General features: G+C 63.0%; 17 protein-coding genes. 11 read left to right on the top strand and 6 right to left on the bottom strand.

All coding sequences use genetic code 11. The annotated features are described in order from the left end of the window. Window positions 1–18 precede the first annotated feature (18 nt). Both IF103_RS03855 and trmA read left to right on the top strand, forming a co-directional pair. Window positions 19–1,314 (top strand): NCS2 family permease, encoded by a 1,296-nt coding sequence (locus IF103_RS03855; RefSeq protein WP_023378695.1) that lies wholly within the window; start codon window positions 19–21, stop codon window positions 1,312–1,314. Further along, window positions 1,311–2,396 carry a tRNA (uridine(54)-C5)-methyltransferase TrmA gene (gene trmA / locus IF103_RS03850; RefSeq protein WP_023378694.1) on the top strand — a complete coding sequence of 362 codons (1,086 nt, stop codon included), beginning with the start codon at window positions 1,311–1,313 and terminating at the stop codon, window positions 2,394–2,396. Before IF103_RS03855 ends, trmA begins: the two co-directional genes overlap by 4 nt. Before the next feature lie 102 nt (window positions 2,397–2,498). Here trmA and pcaG read toward each other — a convergent pair whose 3' ends face one another. Together pcaG and pcaH are read right to left on the bottom strand one after the other, a co-directional pair. Next, entirely contained in the window at window positions 2,499–3,104 is a 606-nt protein-coding gene (pcaG, locus tag IF103_RS03845) for a protocatechuate 3,4-dioxygenase subunit alpha (RefSeq protein WP_023378693.1), read from the bottom strand. A gap of 10 nt (window positions 3,105–3,114) precedes the next feature. Continuing rightward, window positions 3,115–3,834, bottom strand: a complete 720-nt coding sequence (pcaH, locus tag IF103_RS03840; protein ID WP_023378692.1) for a protocatechuate 3,4-dioxygenase subunit beta — start codon at window positions 3,832–3,834, stop codon at window positions 3,115–3,117. Between the two features lie 201 nt (window positions 3,835–4,035). On the opposite strand from pcaH, the gene ypfJ reads away from it, so the two are divergent. Together ypfJ and IF103_RS03830 are read left to right on the top strand one after the other, a co-directional pair. Then, window positions 4,036–4,920 carry a KPN_02809 family neutral zinc metallopeptidase gene (gene ypfJ, locus IF103_RS03835; RefSeq protein ID WP_023378691.1) on the top strand — a complete coding sequence of 295 codons (885 nt, stop codon included), beginning with the start codon at window positions 4,036–4,038 and terminating at the stop codon, window positions 4,918–4,920. Between the two features lie 192 nt (window positions 4,921–5,112). Beyond that, window positions 5,113–7,032 (top strand): methyl-accepting chemotaxis protein, encoded by a 1,920-nt coding sequence (locus IF103_RS03830; RefSeq protein ID WP_023378690.1) that lies wholly within the window; start codon window positions 5,113–5,115, stop codon window positions 7,030–7,032. A 108-nt stretch (window positions 7,033–7,140) separates the two neighbouring features. Here IF103_RS03830 and ggt read toward each other — a convergent pair whose 3' ends face one another. The 3 genes from ggt to mdaB form a co-directional block, all read right to left on the bottom strand. Further along, window positions 7,141–8,808 carry a gamma-glutamyltransferase gene (gene ggt, locus IF103_RS03825; protein WP_023378689.1) on the bottom strand — a complete coding sequence of 556 codons (1,668 nt, stop codon included), beginning with the start codon at window positions 8,806–8,808 and terminating at the stop codon, window positions 7,141–7,143. A 203-nt stretch (window positions 8,809–9,011) separates the two neighbouring features. After that, the gene (locus tag IF103_RS03820) at window positions 9,012–9,908 is read right to left on the bottom strand and encodes a LysR family transcriptional regulator (RefSeq protein WP_104882167.1); all 897 of its coding nucleotides are present in this window, start codon (window positions 9,906–9,908) and stop codon (window positions 9,012–9,014) included. Between the two features lie 125 nt (window positions 9,909–10,033). Further along, window positions 10,034–10,624, bottom strand: a complete 591-nt coding sequence (mdaB, locus tag IF103_RS03815) for an NADPH:quinone oxidoreductase MdaB (RefSeq protein ID WP_023378687.1) — start codon at window positions 10,622–10,624, stop codon at window positions 10,034–10,036. Between mdaB and IF103_RS03810 the strand changes: the two genes are divergently transcribed. After that, window positions 10,623–10,868 (top strand): hypothetical protein, encoded by a 246-nt coding sequence (locus IF103_RS03810; RefSeq protein WP_158664654.1) that lies wholly within the window; start codon window positions 10,623–10,625, stop codon window positions 10,866–10,868. The genes mdaB and IF103_RS03810 overlap by 2 nt on opposite strands. Beyond that, a complete protein-coding gene (locus IF103_RS03805) occupies window positions 10,822–11,136 on the top strand; it encodes a putative quinol monooxygenase (protein WP_023378686.1) in 315 nt (104 codons plus the stop codon). The genes IF103_RS03810 and IF103_RS03805 overlap by 47 nt, the downstream gene beginning before the upstream one ends. Here the strand turns inward: IF103_RS03805 and IF103_RS03800 are convergent. Beyond that, on the bottom strand, window positions 11,126–11,890 hold the full coding sequence (locus tag IF103_RS03800; protein WP_027908036.1) for a sulfite exporter TauE/SafE family protein: 765 nt from the start codon (window positions 11,888–11,890) through the stop codon (window positions 11,126–11,128). The genes IF103_RS03805 and IF103_RS03800 overlap by 11 nt on opposite strands. A gap of 77 nt (window positions 11,891–11,967) precedes the next feature. Between IF103_RS03800 and IF103_RS03795 the strand changes: the two genes are divergently transcribed. From IF103_RS03795 to IF103_RS03775, 5 genes are all read left to right on the top strand, one after another. Further along, on the top strand, window positions 11,968–12,885 hold the full coding sequence (locus IF103_RS03795; RefSeq protein WP_104882168.1) for a LysR family transcriptional regulator: 918 nt from the start codon (window positions 11,968–11,970) through the stop codon (window positions 12,883–12,885). A 195-nt stretch (window positions 12,886–13,080) separates the two neighbouring features. After that, window positions 13,081–13,686 carry a CDP-alcohol phosphatidyltransferase family protein gene (locus IF103_RS03790; protein ID WP_027908035.1) on the top strand — a complete coding sequence of 202 codons (606 nt, stop codon included), beginning with the start codon at window positions 13,081–13,083 and terminating at the stop codon, window positions 13,684–13,686. Between the two features lie 30 nt (window positions 13,687–13,716). Further along, the gene (locus IF103_RS03785) at window positions 13,717–15,474 is read left to right on the top strand and encodes a bifunctional alpha/beta hydrolase/class I SAM-dependent methyltransferase (protein ID WP_202675880.1); all 1,758 of its coding nucleotides are present in this window, start codon (window positions 13,717–13,719) and stop codon (window positions 15,472–15,474) included. Beyond that, window positions 15,471–16,784, top strand: coding sequence for a phosphatase PAP2/dual specificity phosphatase family protein (locus IF103_RS03780; protein WP_104882953.1), 1,314 nt, complete (start codon window positions 15,471–15,473; stop codon window positions 16,782–16,784). The genes IF103_RS03785 and IF103_RS03780 overlap by 4 nt, the downstream gene beginning before the upstream one ends. Next, window positions 16,781–17,212, top strand: a complete 432-nt coding sequence (locus tag IF103_RS03775; RefSeq protein WP_023378679.1) for a hypothetical protein — start codon at window positions 16,781–16,783, stop codon at window positions 17,210–17,212. The genes IF103_RS03780 and IF103_RS03775 overlap by 4 nt, the downstream gene beginning before the upstream one ends. Window positions 17,213–17,219: the final 7 nt, after the last annotated feature.

The raw sequence follows: 17,219 nt of genomic DNA, 5'->3' as shown, positions 1-17,219 counted from the left end.
GCGCCTTGGGGAGCGGGCATGCTGGAAAGGCTGTTTCAACTAAGAGCACACAACACCAATGTGCGCACCGAGATTCTCGCGGGCGTCACCACCTTCCTGGCCATGGCCTACATCCTGTTCGTCAACCCGAGTATCCTCGGCGAGACCGGCATGGACAAAGGGGCGATCTTCGTCGCCACCTGCCTGGCCGCGGCCATCGGCTCGACGACCATGGGCCTGATCGCCAACTACCCGATCGCCCTGGCACCGGGCATGGGCCTGAACGCGTTCTTCACCTACACCGTGGTCCTGCATATGGGGCACACCTGGCAGGTGGCGCTGGGTGCAGTGTTCATCTCGGCGGTGTGCTTCTTCCTGCTGTCGATCTTCCGCATCCGCGAATGGATCGTGAACAGCATCCCGCTGCCGCTGCGCTCGGCGATCGCCGCCGGCATCGGCCTGTTCCTGGCGCTGATCGCCTTGCACAATGCCGGCATCGTCGTCGATAACCCTGCCACCCTGGTGGGTTTGGGGGACCTCAAGCAACCCGCTCCGATTCTCGCCACCCTGGGCTTCTTCCTGATCGTTGGCCTTGAGTCGCTCAAGGTCCGCGGTGCGGTCCTGATCGGTATCCTGGCGGTCACGCTTGCCTCGATCCTGATGGGTGTGACCCCGTTCGGTGGTGTGGTCTCGATGCCGCCATCGCTGGCACCGACCTTCCTGCAGCTGGACATCAAAGGCGCCCTGGACATTGGCCTGGTCAGCGTGATCTTCGCCTTCCTGTTCGTCGACCTGTTCGACAACTCCGGTACCCTGATCGGTGTGGCCAAGCGCGCCGGCCTGATGGGCAAGGACGGCCACATGCCGAAGATGGGCCGCGCCCTGATCGCCGACAGCACCGCGGCCATGGCCGGCTCGCTGTTGGGCACCTCGACCACCACCAGCTACATCGAATCGGCTGCGGGCGTGAGTGCCGGTGGCCGCACAGGCCTGACCGCCATCGTGGTTGCCGTGCTGTTCCTGCTGGCGCTGTTCTTCGCCCCGCTGGCCGGTAGCGTACCGGCCTTCGCCACTGCCCCGGCGCTGCTGTTCGTCGCGGTGCTGATGGCCTCGGGCCTGGCGGAAATAAACTGGGACGATGTCACCGAAGCGGCCCCCGTGGTGGTCACTGCCCTGGCCATGCCGCTGACCTACTCGATCGCCAACGGCATTGCCTTCGGCTTCATCGCCTGGACCGCCGTCAAGCTGATCTCCGGCCGCCACCGCGACCTGAACCCGGCACTGGTGATCCTCTCCATCCTGTTCGTCATCAAGTTGGGCTGGTTCAACGCATGAGTGCTGTCTTCGACCCCTCCTCCTACGCCACGCAGCTGGACGCCAAGGTAGCCCGGCTGCGAGAGCTGCTGGCGCCCTTCGGCGCGCCGGAGCCGGTTGTTTTCGAGTCGCCCCGCGAACACTACCGCCTGCGGGCCGAGTTCCGCCTGTGGCGCGAGGACGGCCAGCGTCACTATGCGATGTTCGCCCCCGGGGAGAAACACAAGGCGATCCTGATCGACGATTTCCCCATCGCCAGCGAGCGCATCAACGCGCTGATGCCGCGCCTGAAAGCGGCCTGGCAGGCCAGCGAGGCACTGGGAAACCGCCTGTTCCAGGTGGAGTTCCTCACCACCCTGGCCGGCGATGCGATGGTCACGATGTGCTACCACCGCCCGCTGGACGAGGCGTGGGAAGTGGCTGCGCGCCAACTGGCCAGCGACCTTGGGGTGAGCGTCATCGGTCGTTCCAAGGGCAAGCGGCTGGTGGTCGGGCGTGACTATGCAGTGGAAAAGCTCGACGTGGCGGGCCGCGTGTTCAGCTACCGCCAGCCGGAAGGTGCGTTCACCCAGCCCAATGGCGCGGTGAACCAGAAGATGCTGAACTGGGCCTACGACGCCATTGGCGAGCGCGACGACGACCTGCTGGAGCTGTATTGCGGCAACGGCAACTTCACCCTGCCGCTGGCCACCCGCGTGCGCAAGGTGCTGGCCACCGAGATCAGCAAGACCTCGGTCAATGCCGCACTGAGCAACCTCGACGAGAACGCGGTGGATAACGTGCGCTTGGTGCGCCTGTCGGCCGAGGAACTGACCCAGGCCTTGAACGACGTTCGCCCGTTCCGCCGCCTGGAAGGCATCGACCTCAAGCGCTATGAGTTCGGCACGGTGTTCGTCGACCCGCCACGGGCCGGCATGGACCCGGACACCTGCGAGCTGACCCGGCGTTTCGAGCGGATCCTGTACATCTCGTGCAATCCGGAAACATTGGCGGCCAACATTGCCCAGTTGCAGGACACGCACCAGATCGAGCGCTGTGCGTTGTTCGACCAGTTCCCCTATACCCACCACATGGAGAGTGGGGTGTTGCTGGTCCGGCGCTGACGGCTCAACGACGAAGCCGCTGCCACGAATATCGCGCTATCGCAATATCCGTGGCAGCGGCCTTGGGTCGCGAAGGGGCTGCAAGGCAGCCCCAGGCTTGAATCAGAAGTCGAAGAAGACTGTCTCCCCTTCCCCCTGAATACGGATATCGAAACGGTACGCCGTCTTCCCATCCACCTCGCAACGCTTGGCAATCAGCGTCTCGCGGCGCTGCGGCTGCTCGATCAGGTTGAGCACCGGGCACTTGGCGTTGGCATCTGCCTCGTCATCGAAATACACCCGCGTGTGCAGATGAATGTTGATGCCTCGGGCAAACAGGCTGATGTTGATGTGCGGCGCCATGGGCACGCCCGCAGCGTTCTTCACGACACCCGGCTTGACCGTCTGCAAGGTCCACTCACCCGCATCGAAGGTGGTGGCGGTGCGACCGAAGCTGTTGAAGGCATTTTCCAGGTTGAAGGCATCCTGGTACTGGCCGTTGGCATCCGCCTGCCACACTTCCAGGAACGAATCCCGCACCAGGTGGCCGTTGCCGTCATATACATGGCCGATCAACAGGATGTGTTCGCCTGGGGCGTCTGGCTTGGCCAGGCAGTTCCAGATTTCCTGAGCACGGGTCGGGTTGCCGGCCGCTTCCAGGGCCAGGCCGATGTGTACGTATGGGCCGGCGGTTTGCGAAGGGGTTTCCGGCAGCAGTTCGATGGGCATGTCGGGGTCCTCAGCAGTTCTCGAAGTGGGTCTTGCGCTGGCCACGCAGCACGATGTCGAAGCGGTACGCCAGGCAGTCCATGGGGTTGGCGTTGCTCATGTCGAGCTTGGCGATCAACTGCTGCACGGCTTCGGGGTTGGCGATCGACTTGACGATCGGGCACATCGGAATCAACGGATCACCTTCGAAGTACAGCTGGGTGATCAGTTTGGTGGCAATCGACGGGCCGCTGATGGAGAAGTGGATGTGCGCCGGACGCCAGTCGTTCGGGCCGTTGCGCCATGGGTACGGACCGGGCTTGATGGTGCGGAAGCTGTAGTAGCCGTCACGGTCGGTCAGGCAGCGGCCGACACCACCGAAGTTCGGGTCCAGCGGCGCCAGGTAACGGTCGTTCTTGTGCCGGTAGCGACCACCGGCGTTGGCTTGCCACATCTCGACCAGGGTGTTCGGCACAGGCTTGCCGTACTGGTCGACGACGCGGCCGGACACGATGATGCGCTCGCCGATCGGCAGGCCACCATTGTTGAAGTTCAGCAGCAGGTCATGGTCGTGCGGGCCAAAGCCCAGGTGGGAAAAGTCCGGACCGGTGGTTTCGCTGATCGACTGCGGAATACTGACCAGAGCCTGGCGCGGAGAGCGGGCAACGGACGTCTTGTAGTCGGGCGTGAGGGCCTTGGGGTGCCAGTTGCGATCACGGATCACGAAGCGGCTGTTGTCCTGAGCGGGCATGCCGATTTCCTCTCTTGGAATTATCAGAACGCCTGTGGATGACAGGCGGACTTGCAGTTTCAGATAAGTCGCGCGGGATGAATATTGAAAACACGCGCCAATTACATAACCAAATGGTTATGCATCTCTACCCAGGGCTAACAGGTTGCGCTGCACTGAACTAACCTATGTCTTCATGTTTCACGCTCTGGAGCGCACTTCATGGAATGGCGAAAAGGCCGACGCAGCGACAATGTGGTCGATGCCCGAGGCGAAGGTGGTGGCGGCGGCATGCGCTTTGGCGGCGGCAAGGGGCTGGGGCTGGGTGCAATCCTGCTGATCGTCGGCATTGGCTGGCTCACCGGACAGGACCCTCTGCAGATCCTTGGCCAGCTCGCCGGGCAGATGGAACAGCAGCAACAAGTCCCCAGTGGGGCTGGCGGCAAGGCGCCGCCGGCCAACGACGAGCAGGCCGAGTTCGTCGCCTCGATCCTCGGCGACACCGAAGATACCTGGAAGGCTCTGTTCTCCCAGGCCGGCAAGCAATACCGCGACCCCAAGCTCGTGCTGTTCAGCGGCCAGGTCAACTCGGCCTGCGGCTTTGCCTCGGCGGCGGTGGGCCCGTTCTACTGCCCGGCGGACCAACGGGTGTACCTGGACATGACCTTCTTCCGTGAAATGGAAACCCGTTTCGCTGCCGCAGGCGACTTCGCCCAAGCCTATGTCATCGCCCATGAGATCGGTCACCACGTGCAGACCCTGCTCGGCGTGTCGGCCAAGGTCGATGCCGCGCGGCGCAACGGCCAGCGCATGGAGGGCGACAATGGCCTGCTGGTACGCCAGGAACTGCAGGCCGACTGCCTGGCCGGCGTCTGGGCTTATCAGGCGCAGCAGCGGCTCAACTGGCTTGAGCCGGGTGATGTCGAAGAAGCGCTCAATGCCGCCAATGCCATCGGTGACGACCGCCTGCAACAGCAGGGCCAAGGGCGCGTGGTGCCCGATTCGTTCACCCATGGCACTTCGCAACAACGGGTGCGTTGGTTCAAGACCGGTTTCGCCCAGGGGGATGTGAACAGCTGCGATACCTTCAGTGCGCGGAATCTTTGAGATTCACGGGTAAGTCCACCCACGGCCTTATGAAAACGCAAACGTTTTCATAAGGTTACAAATCAGCTGAAAAAGCGTTTCAGCTTCCGTTTTTCTTGCCGATAACTGCTGCACGAATCAGCAGGCACCCAGAAGAACAACGCCTAGCGATCGAAGATCAAGCGAGCGAAATCATTTTTCTGGAGAGCGTGCATGAACAGCTGGTTCGCCAACATCAGCGTAAACCTCAAGCTGGGCCTGGGCTTTGGCCTGGTCCTTGTCCTGACCGGCCTGCTGGCCCTGACTGGCTGGACCAGTCTGGGCAGCCTGATCGACCGTAGCAATTGGATGGGCGACATCGGTCAGCTCAACAAAGACCTGACCGACCTTCGGGTCGCGCGCCTGCAATACATGATCGCCAACGGCGATGACGCAGCGGCAGCCAATACCCAGGCCAAGCTCGATGCCTTCAGCAAGCAGCAGCAATACCTGGCCAATACCTTCAAGAGCCCAGAGAACGTCAAGCTGCTCAATGAACTGGGCCAGACCATCAGCGAGTACAAGGTGTCGCTGAACAAGATGCGCGCCGGTTACAAGAACTCCCTGGCGGCCCGCGAAGCCATGAACAGCTCGGCCATCAAGGCTGACCAAGCCATGGACACCCTCAGCGAGGAGGTCATGGCCCGCCCAGAGACCGACAGCGTGCGTCTGGCCCAGTACCAACTGATCAGCAAGACCCGCCAGCAATTGCTGCAGGTGCGCATCGATGTACGCGGCTACATTGCCGACAACACTGCTGCCAACGAACAGGCCGCATTGCGCCAGCTCGACGCGGCGCTGGCTGAAGTCGAAACCCTCAAGCGCCAACTGCCTGGCGACGCCAACCGCCTGCAGCAGTTCGAGCAGTCGGTGCAGGCCTACCGGGATGCCGTGCGTCAGTTCCGCGATGCCGTCGCCGGTATCACCACTGCACGCGCGGAAATGACCGTACAGGGCGCGGACATCGTCAAGCGCAGCGATGCGCTGTACAAGATCCAACTTGAGCGTCGTGACGCGGAAAGCACCCAGGCCCGAAGCCTGCAGACCATCGCCACCCTGCTGGCACTGCTGGTAGGTGTGCTGGCGGCGGTCATCATCACCCGCCAGATCACCCGCCCGCTGCGCGAAACCTTGCACGCGGTGGAACGGATCGCTGGCGGCGACCTCACCCACGATCTGCGGGTGACCCGCCGCGACGAAATCGGTGTGCTGCAGCAGGGCATCGCCCGCATGGGCACCACCCTGCGCGAACTGATCTCCGGCATTCGCGACGGGGTTACCCAAATCGCCAGCGCCGCCGAGGAGCTTTCGGCCGTCACCGAGCAGACCAGCGCCGGCGCCAACAGCCAGAAAGTCGAAACCGACCAGGTCGCCACGGCCATGCATGAAATGGCCGCCACGGTTCAGGAAGTGGCGCGCAATGCCGAACACGCTTCCCATGCCGCCACCGGTGCCGACGGCGAAGCCCGGGCCGGTGACCGCGTGGTCGGTGAAGCGATCAGCCAGATCGAGCGCCTGGCCGAGGAAGTACACCGTTCTACCGAGGCCATGAACCTGCTGCAGCAGGAGAGCCAGAAGATAGGCAGCGTCATGGACGTGATCAAGTCGGTCGCCGAGCAGACCAACCTGCTGGCCCTGAACGCCGCCATCGAAGCGGCCCGTGCTGGCGAGGCCGGCCGTGGTTTCGCGGTGGTCGCCGACGAGGTGCGCGGTTTGGCCCAGCGTACGCAGAAATCCACCGAAGAGATCGAAGAGCTGGTGGCCAGCCTGCAAAGTGGCACCCAGCAGGTGGCCAACGCCATGCAAGGTAGCCGCACCCTGACCGACAGCAGCGTCGAGCTGGCGCGCAAGGCCGGTGCATCGCTGGAAAGCATCACCAGTACGGTGTCGAACATCCAGTCGATGAACCAGCAGATCGCGGCAGCGGCCGAGCAGCAGAGCGCCGTGGCCGAGGAAATCAGCCGTAGCATCCTCAATGTCCGGGATGTGTCGGAGCAGACCGCGGCGGCCAGTGACGAGACGGCGGCCTCCAGCGTGGAGCTGGCTCGCCTGGGTGGGCACCTGCAGATGCTGGTCAGTCAGTTCCGCGTTTGACCGAGAGATGGCCTTGGCGGGTAGAACCGCTCCCACGGAATCGGCGCAAGGCGCCGTACCGGTGGGGGCGGGTTCACCCACGAATGCGTCAGCACGGTCAGTCCAGTATCACTTGACGATCATCCCTACCCCACGTCCACGCGGGTCAGAGGCCGTCTCAAGCTTTTCTCCCGTCACCCGGATCGCCTGGATATCACCCATCTCCCAGCCCTGGTCTTCCAGCACATAACCCATCTTCCTCAGCTCATCCGCCACTGGCCCGGTGAGCGGTGCATAACTGTCATAGTAGAGGGTGTCCTTGGGCAACAACTGATGGTGCACGCGCTGGGCCGCGACTGCCTTCTCAAGCGGCATGCCATAGTCGTACAAATTGTTCATCACCTGGAAGATCGAGGTGAAGATCCGCGAGCCGCCTGGCGTGCCGATCACCAGCACCACCTTGCCATCGCGCGTCATCAGGCTCGGGCTCATGGACGAGAGCATGCGTTTGCCAGGTTCGATGGCATTGGCCGCGCCTCCCACCACACCGAAGGCATTGGCTGCGCCAGGCTTGGCACTGAAGTCGTCCATCTCATCGTTGAGCAGGAAGCCCGCCCCCTTGACCACTACGCCGCTGCCGTAGTCGAGGTTCAGGGTGTAGGTGTTACTGACGGCGTTGCCCTGCTTGTCGACGATGGAGAAGTGCGTGGTCTGGTGCGACTCCAGCCCCGGCTTGACGCCATCGGTATCGGAGATGGCATTCGGGTTGACCTGGGCTGCGCGCTTGGCCAGATAGTCCTTGGCAATCAGCTTGTCCACCGGCACCTGGGTGAAGGCCGGGTCGCCCAGGTAGTCGGCACGGTCGGCGAACACCCGCTTTTCGATTTCGGCCAACAAGTGGATGTAGCGCGCCGAGTTGTGCTCCACGCCCTTGAAGTCAGCTTCGCGGTTGGCCTTGATGCCCAGCAATTGCGCCAGGGCAACGCCTCCCGAGCTGGGCGGCGGAGCGGTGTAGACCACATTGCCACGCCAGTCGATTGCCATCGGTTGGCGCCAGATGGCCTTGTAGTCCTTGAGGTCTTCCTTGGTGATCAGGCCTTTGTCGGCTTGCATCTGCGCCACCAGCAAATCGGCAGTCTTGCCCTGGTAGAACTCGCTGGCACCTTTGTCGGCGATGCGCTCGAGGGTTTGCGCCATTTCCGGCTGCTTGAACAGCTCGCCGACCTTCATGCTGGAAAAGTAGTCGTTGAAGTTGGTGCCCGCCTTGAACAGGCCCTGGGCGTCGTCACGGTACTGGTACTGTTTCTGCGCGACCTTGAAGCCATTCTTGGCATAGCCGATGGCGGGGGTCAGCAGTTCGCTCCAGGGCAACTTGCCGAACTTCTGGTGCGCTTCCCACAAGCCCATGACAGTGCCAGGCACGCCTGCTGCGCGGGCGCCGACCAGGCTGAGGTTCTCGATCACCTCGCCTTTTTCGTCCAGGTACATGTTGCGCGTTGCAGCTTTGGGCGCCACTTCGCGGTAGTCGAGGAAATAGGGCTTGCCGTCGACGAACAGGGTCATGAAACCACCACCGCCGATGTTGCCTGCCTCAGGGTAGGTCACCGCCAGGGTGAAGGCAGTGGCCACTGCGGCGTCCACTGCGTTGCCGCCTTTCTTCAGGATATCGGCGGCCACCTGCGCACCATATTGATCAGGTGCAGCCACCGCTGCGCCCTCAAGGGTTACGGCGTAAGCCGAAGAACAGCTCAGAATCGCGGCTCCGAGAGCCATGGACGTGAACAGGACGTTACGCATAACACTTCCTTGGTGTTGTTTTTGTTGATCGGTCAGTAATACCGGAACTTACCGACCGTGCAAACAACCTTAGACTCTGTGTGAAAAGTCTTGAGACGAAGGTCAGGCTGTTTTCAACGCAGCATCACCGAGTATCAACGCTTTTCGTACAGAGCCTAGGAGCTTTCGCCGCCCTTGGACAGCAATTGTCGCCCCCAGGCAACTCAGCAGGCGTACATCGCCAATTTGTTCTGGATGAAATCCAGGAAGCACTGGATACGCAGGGCCAATTGCGTGTTGCGGTAGTACACCGCGTTGATCGGCTGCCGGTAGCCATTGTGGGCATCGCCCAGCACGACCTGAAGACGACCGGTACGAATGTCCTCGTGGGTCATGAAGTGCGAGAGGCTGACGATGCCCTCTCCCGCCAAGGCCAACTGGCGCAGGGTTTCGCCGCTCGAAGCGATGAGTGCCGGACGAATCGTCCAGCGATCGCCGTGCGCATGGCGCAGCGGCCATTGATTGAGCACCTCGGGTTGGCTGAAGCCGAGCAAGCAGTGGTCGTCGAGGTCTTCCACTCGCTGCGGCGCGCCGTGCCGCTCCAGGTAGGCCGGGCTGGCCAGCACCTGCACGGGGCTGCACCCCAGCGAACGCGCATGCAGGCTCGAATCGGCCAGTTCACCGATGCGAATGGCCACGTCGGTGCTTTGCTCCAGAAGGTCGATGATCAGGTCGTCGGTGTTCAGCTCCAGCTCGATGCCGGGGTACAGGCGCCGGAACTCGCCAATCCACGGCAGGATGGCATGGAGCATGAACGGGGCAGCGGCGTTGATACGCAGGCGGCCGGAGGGGGTCTGGCGGTTCATCGACAGACGCTCTTCCATTTCATCCATCTGTTCGAGGACGAGCCGCGAGCGCTCAAGGAAGAAGCGGCCTTCTTCGGTCAGGTCCATGCGTCGGGTGGTACGGTTGACCAGCGTGGTATCGAGTTTGGCCTCCAGACGCGACAGGGTGCGGCTGACAGCAGACGGCGTCTGGCCCAGTTGCTCGGCAGCGGCGGAAATGGAGCCGCTGTCGATAACGGCGACGAAAACCTGGAGTTCTTCGGATCGGGTTTTCACGTGGCAGGCCTGTATCGAAAAGTGCTGTGATTGATAGCGGGTCGCCGGGCACTGCGCAAGTCAAGCACAGTGCCTGCAGGCGCCGGCTCGCCGACGATGAGGCCGGCACAGGCACCGCGAAACCGTTACCCTTGCTTGCCGAACACCTCTCCCAGGTGCGCCTCATACGCTGCCAGCGCCGCCGGTACGTCAGGCCGCTTCATCACATCCACCGCCAGGAACGTCGGCAAACCAGTCATGCCGAGGAACTGATTGGCCTTGTGGAACGGGAAGTACACCGCATCCACACCTTTACCTTCGAAGAAGTCGGTCGGGTCGTCGAAGGCTTGCTCAGGAGCATTCCAGGTCGCCGAAATCATGTACTGCTTGCCCTGCACGAGTCCGCCGCTGCCGTACTTCTGCGAGGCATCCGACCGGGTGCGACCATCGTTGGCGTAGAGGCTGCCATGACCTGCGGTAAAGACTTCGTCGATGTACTTCTTCACGGTCCACGGCGCGCCCATCCACCAACCTGGCATCTGGTAGATGACCACATCGGCCCACAGGTACTTCTGCACTTCTTCAGCGACGTCGTAGCCGCCATCGATGAACGTTTCCCGCACATCGAAACCGGCGCGGTCCAGGTAGGCAACCGCCGCATCGTGCAGGGTCTGGTTCAGACGACCGTCGGAATGGGCGAACTGCTTGCCGCCGTTGAGCAACAGGATCTTTTTCATGGGTAACCTCGAACGTGGGTGTCGATCCGAGGCGCTGCGCCTGCCGATCGAGCCGAATGGGATGGCGGCAGGTTACGGAGCGGGCAAGCTGAGAAAAAGCGGCCTTGGGGCAAAATACTTTTGCCTTGAAATCATCAATGGTTCGGCCATTGTTGCCTTAAAATCGTTTCAGTCATTCAACCTTAGAGGCACCCCCCATGAGCGAGCAGCACGCCTTCATCCTCAAGGCCAAAACCCGTCCTGAAAAGTCCGAAGCCTTTGAAACCCTGTTCCGGGCGTACGTAGAACCGAGCCGCCAGGAACCGGGCTGCGTCGAATATCACATGCTGCGCGACAAGCAAGACCCGACCCTGTTCGTGTTCTACGAAGTCTGGGCCAGCAAGGCCGCCCTGGATGAGCACTCGGCCTTGCCGCACATGCGCGAATTCTTTGAAAAGCGCATGGACTACCTGGAGCGCGATTTCGATATCCAGCTCATCGAGATGCTCAGCCCTTCATCCGCTAGCCGTTGACCAGCAGGTGGCCGCCCAACGCGGCCAGGCCCACGAAGAAGCAGCGCTTGAACCCTACCGCGCTGATGCGTTGGCGCAACCACTGGCCGGCCAGCATGCCCAGCAATGCTGGCGCCAGCATCAGCAGCGATGCGCCCAAGGCTTGACCGCCAAGGGCATCCTGCCTGGCCAGGCCAATGGCCAGGGCCAGCGTAGACACCGTGAACGATAGGCCCAGGGCCTGGATCATTTCGTCACGGTTCAGCCCAAGGCCCTGCAGAAAAGGTACCGCCGGCATCACGAACACGCCGGTTGCCGCCGTCACCACGCCGGTCACCAGTCCGCACAGGGGGCCTAGCCATCTTTCCTGCGCTGGCGATAGCTGAAAACCACGGCCGACCAGGCCGTACAGCGCGTAGGCGAGCAACGCTGCGCCCAGCGCATGAACGGCCCAAGGTCCGCTGTCGATACCCAACCAGGCGCTGCCAAGCAGGGTGCCAACGACGATCATCAGCAACAGGGGGCCCAGACGGCGCAACAACGCCAGCAGGTGCCCGCCAGCACCCAATTGCCACAGGTTGGTCAACGTCGACGGAACGATCAACAACGCCGCAGCCTGTGCCGGCGTCATAGCCAGACCCAACAGCCCCATGGCGATGGTCGGCAGGCCCAGGCCGATGACACCCTTGACCGTACCGGCCAGCAGGAAGGTCATCACCACCAGCAACGACAGCGCCGGTCCTATGTCTTGATAGAAAGCGATCAGTGTGTTCATGCGCCCATGATGGGCAGTATCCGCTGGTTTGAACATCTGCCATATACTCAGCCTGACTCTTGCCAGGACAGAGGCACATGCACTTCGACTTGATCGACCTGAACCTGTTCCAGCATGTGCTGGAGTGCGGCAGTATCACGGCAGGTGCCCAGCGCAGCCACCTGTCCCTGCCCGCGGCCAGTGCGCGTATCCGTGCGATGGAGGGCTCGCTCGGGATTGCGCTGCTGGCCCGTAATCGCCGGGGCGTGCAGCCGACGCCTGCTGGCCAGGCGCTGTTGCAGCATGCCCGGATGATCGGGCAGCAGGTCGAGCGGTTGCAGTTCGACCTGGCGCAATATGCCCAGGGGCAGCAAGGCCAGGTACGCCTGCTGTGCAACACGGCGGCACTGACCGAATACCTGCCGGAGCTGCTGGCCGGTTACCTGGCCGAGCAACCGGGCGTCAGCATCGATGTACAAGAGCTGCCGAGCCTGCGCATCGTCCAGTCGATCACCCAGGGCATGGCCGACCTTGGCATCATCTCCACCGCCGTGCCCAGTGATCATTTGCAGACTCTCCCGTTTCGCGAAGATCCATTGGTGCTGGTGATGTCCCCTGACCACCCGCTGGCAAGCCTTGAAGATGTCAGTTTCAACGCCAGCCTCGCCCATGGCCATGTGGGCCTGGATGCGAGCAGTGCATTGGCGCTGCACCTTGAAGAACAAGCGCTGCGACAGGGGCGACGCATGCAGGTGCGGGTACGGGCGGAGGGTTTCGATGGGTTGATCCGTATGGTGGCCGGGGGCGCCGGTATCGGCATCGTGCCGCTGGCCTCGGTACGCCGTTGGGAAGCGACACTCGCGTTGCATTGGCGAAGACTGCAGGAGGATTGGGCCAAGCGGCAACTGCTGCTCTGTGCGCGGGACTTCGCCGCGCTGCCAGGTTATACGGCTGGCTTGGTCAGCAGCTTGCTACACGCCAAAGGTGACAAGCGGCCCCTCACGCAGCCGATGTAGGACTCGTCTGCTTCATACATCAGAAAGATCACATAGTGCGCCGTTTCACAACGAACCCACCCGCGATTCTCCAACCATTGACTACCATTGCTCTGGCAAGAGGCTACCTGAGGCAGCTCATCGAGCCGTAGCCCTCAGGCTCGAGGCCACTTGCTCCAGTCGTCCTGCAATACCGAACTGCAATGGGAGCCTGATGTGCTATCGATCTACCAATTGAAACCACACTTCCAGGCCCTGTTGCGCCCTGCGGTAGACCGTCTCCACGGCCGTGGCGTCACGGCCAACCAGGTCACGGTCGCAGCGGCACTGGTGTCGGTATTGCTGGGTTTGCTGTTGGCGTGGTTGAGCCCTGTCACATGGCTGTTCATCCTGATCCCCATATGGATGTTGCTGCGCATGGCGCTCAATGCGGTCGATGGCATGCTGGCCCGTGAATTCGGCCAGCAATCGAAACTGGGGGCTTACCTGAACGAGCTGTGCGACGTGATCGCGGACACCGCGCTCTACCTGCCATTCGCATGCTTGCCTGGGGTGACGCCACTGCTGGTGGTACTGGTGGTGATCAGTGCGCTGATCAGCGAATACGCCGGGGTCATGGGGCCGCTGGTGGGTGCTTCGCGGCGCTATGACGGCCCCATGGGCAAAAGCGACCGGGCCTTCGCCTTCGGCCTGCTGGGCGCGGGCGTGGCGTTCCACCTCCTGAGCCCGGCGTGGATCGACGGCCTGCTGCTGGTCATCCTCGCCCTCTCGCTCTATACCCTCTACAACCGGGTTCGCCAGGGTCTGGTAGAAACCCGCTGAGCCTAGTGTCGCCGGACAAGGACCTTCGCCATGCGCCAAGCGCAATCGCTGTATTTCCCTACCCATGATGGTGTCGAACTGCATTACCGTCATTGGCCCGCCACCCGAAACGAACATCAGCCAAGACGGGCGGTGGTGATGTTCCACCGAGGCCATGAACACGGCGGGCGCATGGCTCATCTGGCCGACGAGCTGGACATGCCTGGCTACGACTTCTTCGCCTGGGATGCGCGTGGCCATGGCCAGTCGCCCGGTGCTCGCGGCGATAGCCCAGGGTTTGCCACCAGCGTGCGTGATGTGCAGACCTTCATCGAGCACATCCAGGCGCGCCACGGTATTGCCGAGCCAGACATCGTGGTGCTTGCCCAGAGCGTCGGCGCGGTTCTGATCGCCACCTGGGCCCATGACTACGCCCCCAAGGTGCGCTGCCTGGTGCTTGCCTCGCCGGCCTTCAAGGTGAAGCTGTACGTGCCCTTCGCCCGCCCAGGCCTGAAGTTGCTCAAGGCCCTGCGCGGCAACTTCTTCGTCAACAGCTATGTCAAGCCGCGCCTGCTGACCCACGACCCGGAGCGGGTCATGTCGTACATCGCCGACCCGCTGATCAGCCGGCCCATTTCGGTAACCATGCTGCTGGGCTTGTACGAGGCAGCCGACCGCGTGGTCGCCGATGCCCAGGCGATCCAGGTGCCGACCCAACTGCTGGTGTCGGGGGCCGACCTGGTGGTCGAGCGCGCACCGCAGGAGCGCTTCTTCGAGCGCCTTGGGTGCCTGCGCAAGGAAATGCATGTGCTTCCCGGCTTCTTCCACGACACCCTGGGCGAACGCGACCGCGGCCATGTACTCAGGCGCATCGAGCGCTTCGTCGAGCACAGCTTCGACAACCCCGTGGCAGCGCCCAGCTTGCTCGATGCGGACAAGACCGGCGCCAGCTGCGCCGAAGCCGAAAGCCTCGCCGCGCCGCTACCCCGCAACTCGCCCCGCGAGCTTTACTGGCGCGCCACCCGCGCAGGGCTGCGCCTGGGCAGGGGCTTCTCCGAAGGCGTGAGGCTGGGCTTCGACACCGGCTTCGACTCTGGCAGCACACTCGACTACGTCTACCGCAACCAGCCCTCGGGCAAGGGGTCACTGGGCCGTCTGATCGACCAGAACTACCTGAACGCCATAGGCTGGCGAGGCATCCGCCAACGCAAGCTGCACGTCGAGGAATTGCTGCGACTGGCCATCGATCGCCTGCGCGAGCAACAGCGACCCGTGCATATCGTCGATATCGCGGCAGGCCATGGCCGCTACATTCTCGAAGCTTTGCAGGCACATGATCGGCAGCCGGACTCGATTTTGCTGCGCGACTACAGCGAACTGAACGTGCAACAGGGCAGTGCCCTGATCGAAGAAAAGGGTTTGGCCAGCATCGCCCGCTTCGTGCAAGCCGATGCATTCGACCGCCAGGGCCTGGCTGCGCTGGAGCCACGCCCGACACTGGCCGTGGTGTCCGGCCTGTATGAACTGTTCGCCAGCAACACCCTGGTCGGCAACTCCCTGGCTGGCCTTGCCCAAGCCGTGGAGGACGGCGGTTACCTGGTCTACACCGGCCAGCCCTGGCACCCGCAGCTTGAGATGATCGCCCGCGCCCTTACCAGCCACCGTGGTGGCGAGGCCTGGGTGATGCGGCGACGCAGCCAGGCAGAGATGGACCAACTGGTGGAAGCCGCGGGTTTTCGCAAGCTGGCCCAGCGCATCGATGAATGGGGCATCTTCAGCGTGAGCCTGGCGCAGCGAGTTCGTGAGTGAAGCCGATGCGTGAGCCTGGGCTTATCCGGCGAGGCGTGCTGTGGCTGTTGCTGCTCGGGCCAGTCTTCTTCCTCAGCTATGGCCTGGCCAACAGTCACACCGAGGGCCGCGACGATGTCGGCAGCCTGGTGTTCGCCTGGGAACGGCACATACCGCTCTGGCCCTGGACCATCCTGCCGTACTGGTCGATCGACCTCCTTTATGGCCTGTCCTTCCTGCTGCCGCGTACACGCCGCGAAATGGACCGCCATGCCCTGGCCCTGCTCACCGCGCAGGTGATCAGTGTCAGCTGCTTTCTGCTCTGGCCCCTGCGTTTCACCTTCGAACGGCCGGCAATGGATGGTCTGTTCGGCTGGCTGTTCGAGGTGCTGATGGGGTTCGACAAGCCATTCAACCAGGCCCCCTCGCTGCACATCGCACTCTTGGTCATCATCTGGTCGATGTTCGCCCGGCATCTACATCGCCCGCTCTGGCGTTGGGTCATGCATGGGTGGATGGCGCTGATCGGGGTGTCCGTGCTCACCACTTGGCAGCATCACTTCATCGACCTGCCCACCGGAGCATTGTCCGGATTCGCCTGCCTCTGGCTCTGGCCGCCTAAGGGCCAGTTGCCCTGGCAGCATGCCCACCTGGCTCGCGAACCTTATCGCTGGCGCCTGGCGCTGCGCTATGGGGCCGGGGCGATGGGCAGCGTGGTAATTGCGCTGCTGGTGGGTGGTGCCGGGTTATGGCTGCTTTGGCCGGCCGTGGCGCTGCTGCTGGTAGCGCTGAACTACGCGGCGTTGGGCGCACAGGGTTTTCAGAAAGGTGATGACGGACGCTTGTCGATTGCTGCCAGCGCGCTGCTTGCCCCCTACACGCTGGCGGCATGGATCAATTCGCGACTGTGGACATGGCGTCACCCCAATGCCGACGCAGTCTGCGACGGGGTTTTCCTGGGGCGTATTCCAGGCCAAGTTGAAGCTTCGAGCTATGCCGCAATCGTCGACCTCTGTGCGGAACTGCCTTGCCCGATGACCCAGGGGGTCGATTACCACGTGCTGGCCACGCTCGACCTGATCGCGCCGAACAGCCAGTTGCTGCAGCAAGCCGCCTCGGCGATCGAGCGGTCGCGCCACCAAGGCCCTTTGCTGGTCTGCTGCGCGTTGGGCTACTCGCGCAGTGCCAGCGCGGTCGCCGCCTGGCTGCTATTGACTGGTCGATGCAGCGACATCGCCCAGGCACAGGTACTGATCCGCAAGGCTCGCCAGGGCGTGGTGCTGTCGCCCGCCCATCGCCTGGCGCTGCAACGGCTGGGCAGCCCGCCATGAAGCTGATGGTGGTGGCCAGCCTGCTCGGTCGTGGCGCGCAGCTGGAGCGTCTGTCCGATGGCATCAGCCTGCTGGCCTTGGCCTATGGCCTGGCGCCGCTGCTGGGTGCAGCGCTGACGCCATCGGCCAGCCTGCTGTGCGCTGCCCTGCTCGCCCTCGGTGTGTTGCACAAATACTGGGCGGTACGTGTCGCGCTGGACGCCGACCTGTTCGCCCGACTTGGCGCCAGCACCGATTTGGCGGCCGATACCCAGGCTCTGGACCATGCCCTGTTCGACCTGCATTTGAAAACCCAGCCCGAAGACGCCCGCGACTGGTCTGCCCGAAGCCAGGCGGCACTGGCGCTGTTGCGCCGTCAGACCCTGTGCCTTGGCCTGCAGGCGCTGCTGACGTTGGCTACCCTGCTGACAGTGCCTTTCATTGGATGATCACCGA

This window comes from Pseudomonas sp. SK2, assembly GCF_016772395.1.
GTDB lineage: Bacteria > Pseudomonadota > Gammaproteobacteria > Pseudomonadales > Pseudomonadaceae > Aquipseudomonas > Aquipseudomonas taiwanensis.
The sequence above is the reverse complement of the archived record's forward strand: the minus strand, read 5'-3'. Positions and strand labels throughout refer to the sequence as shown.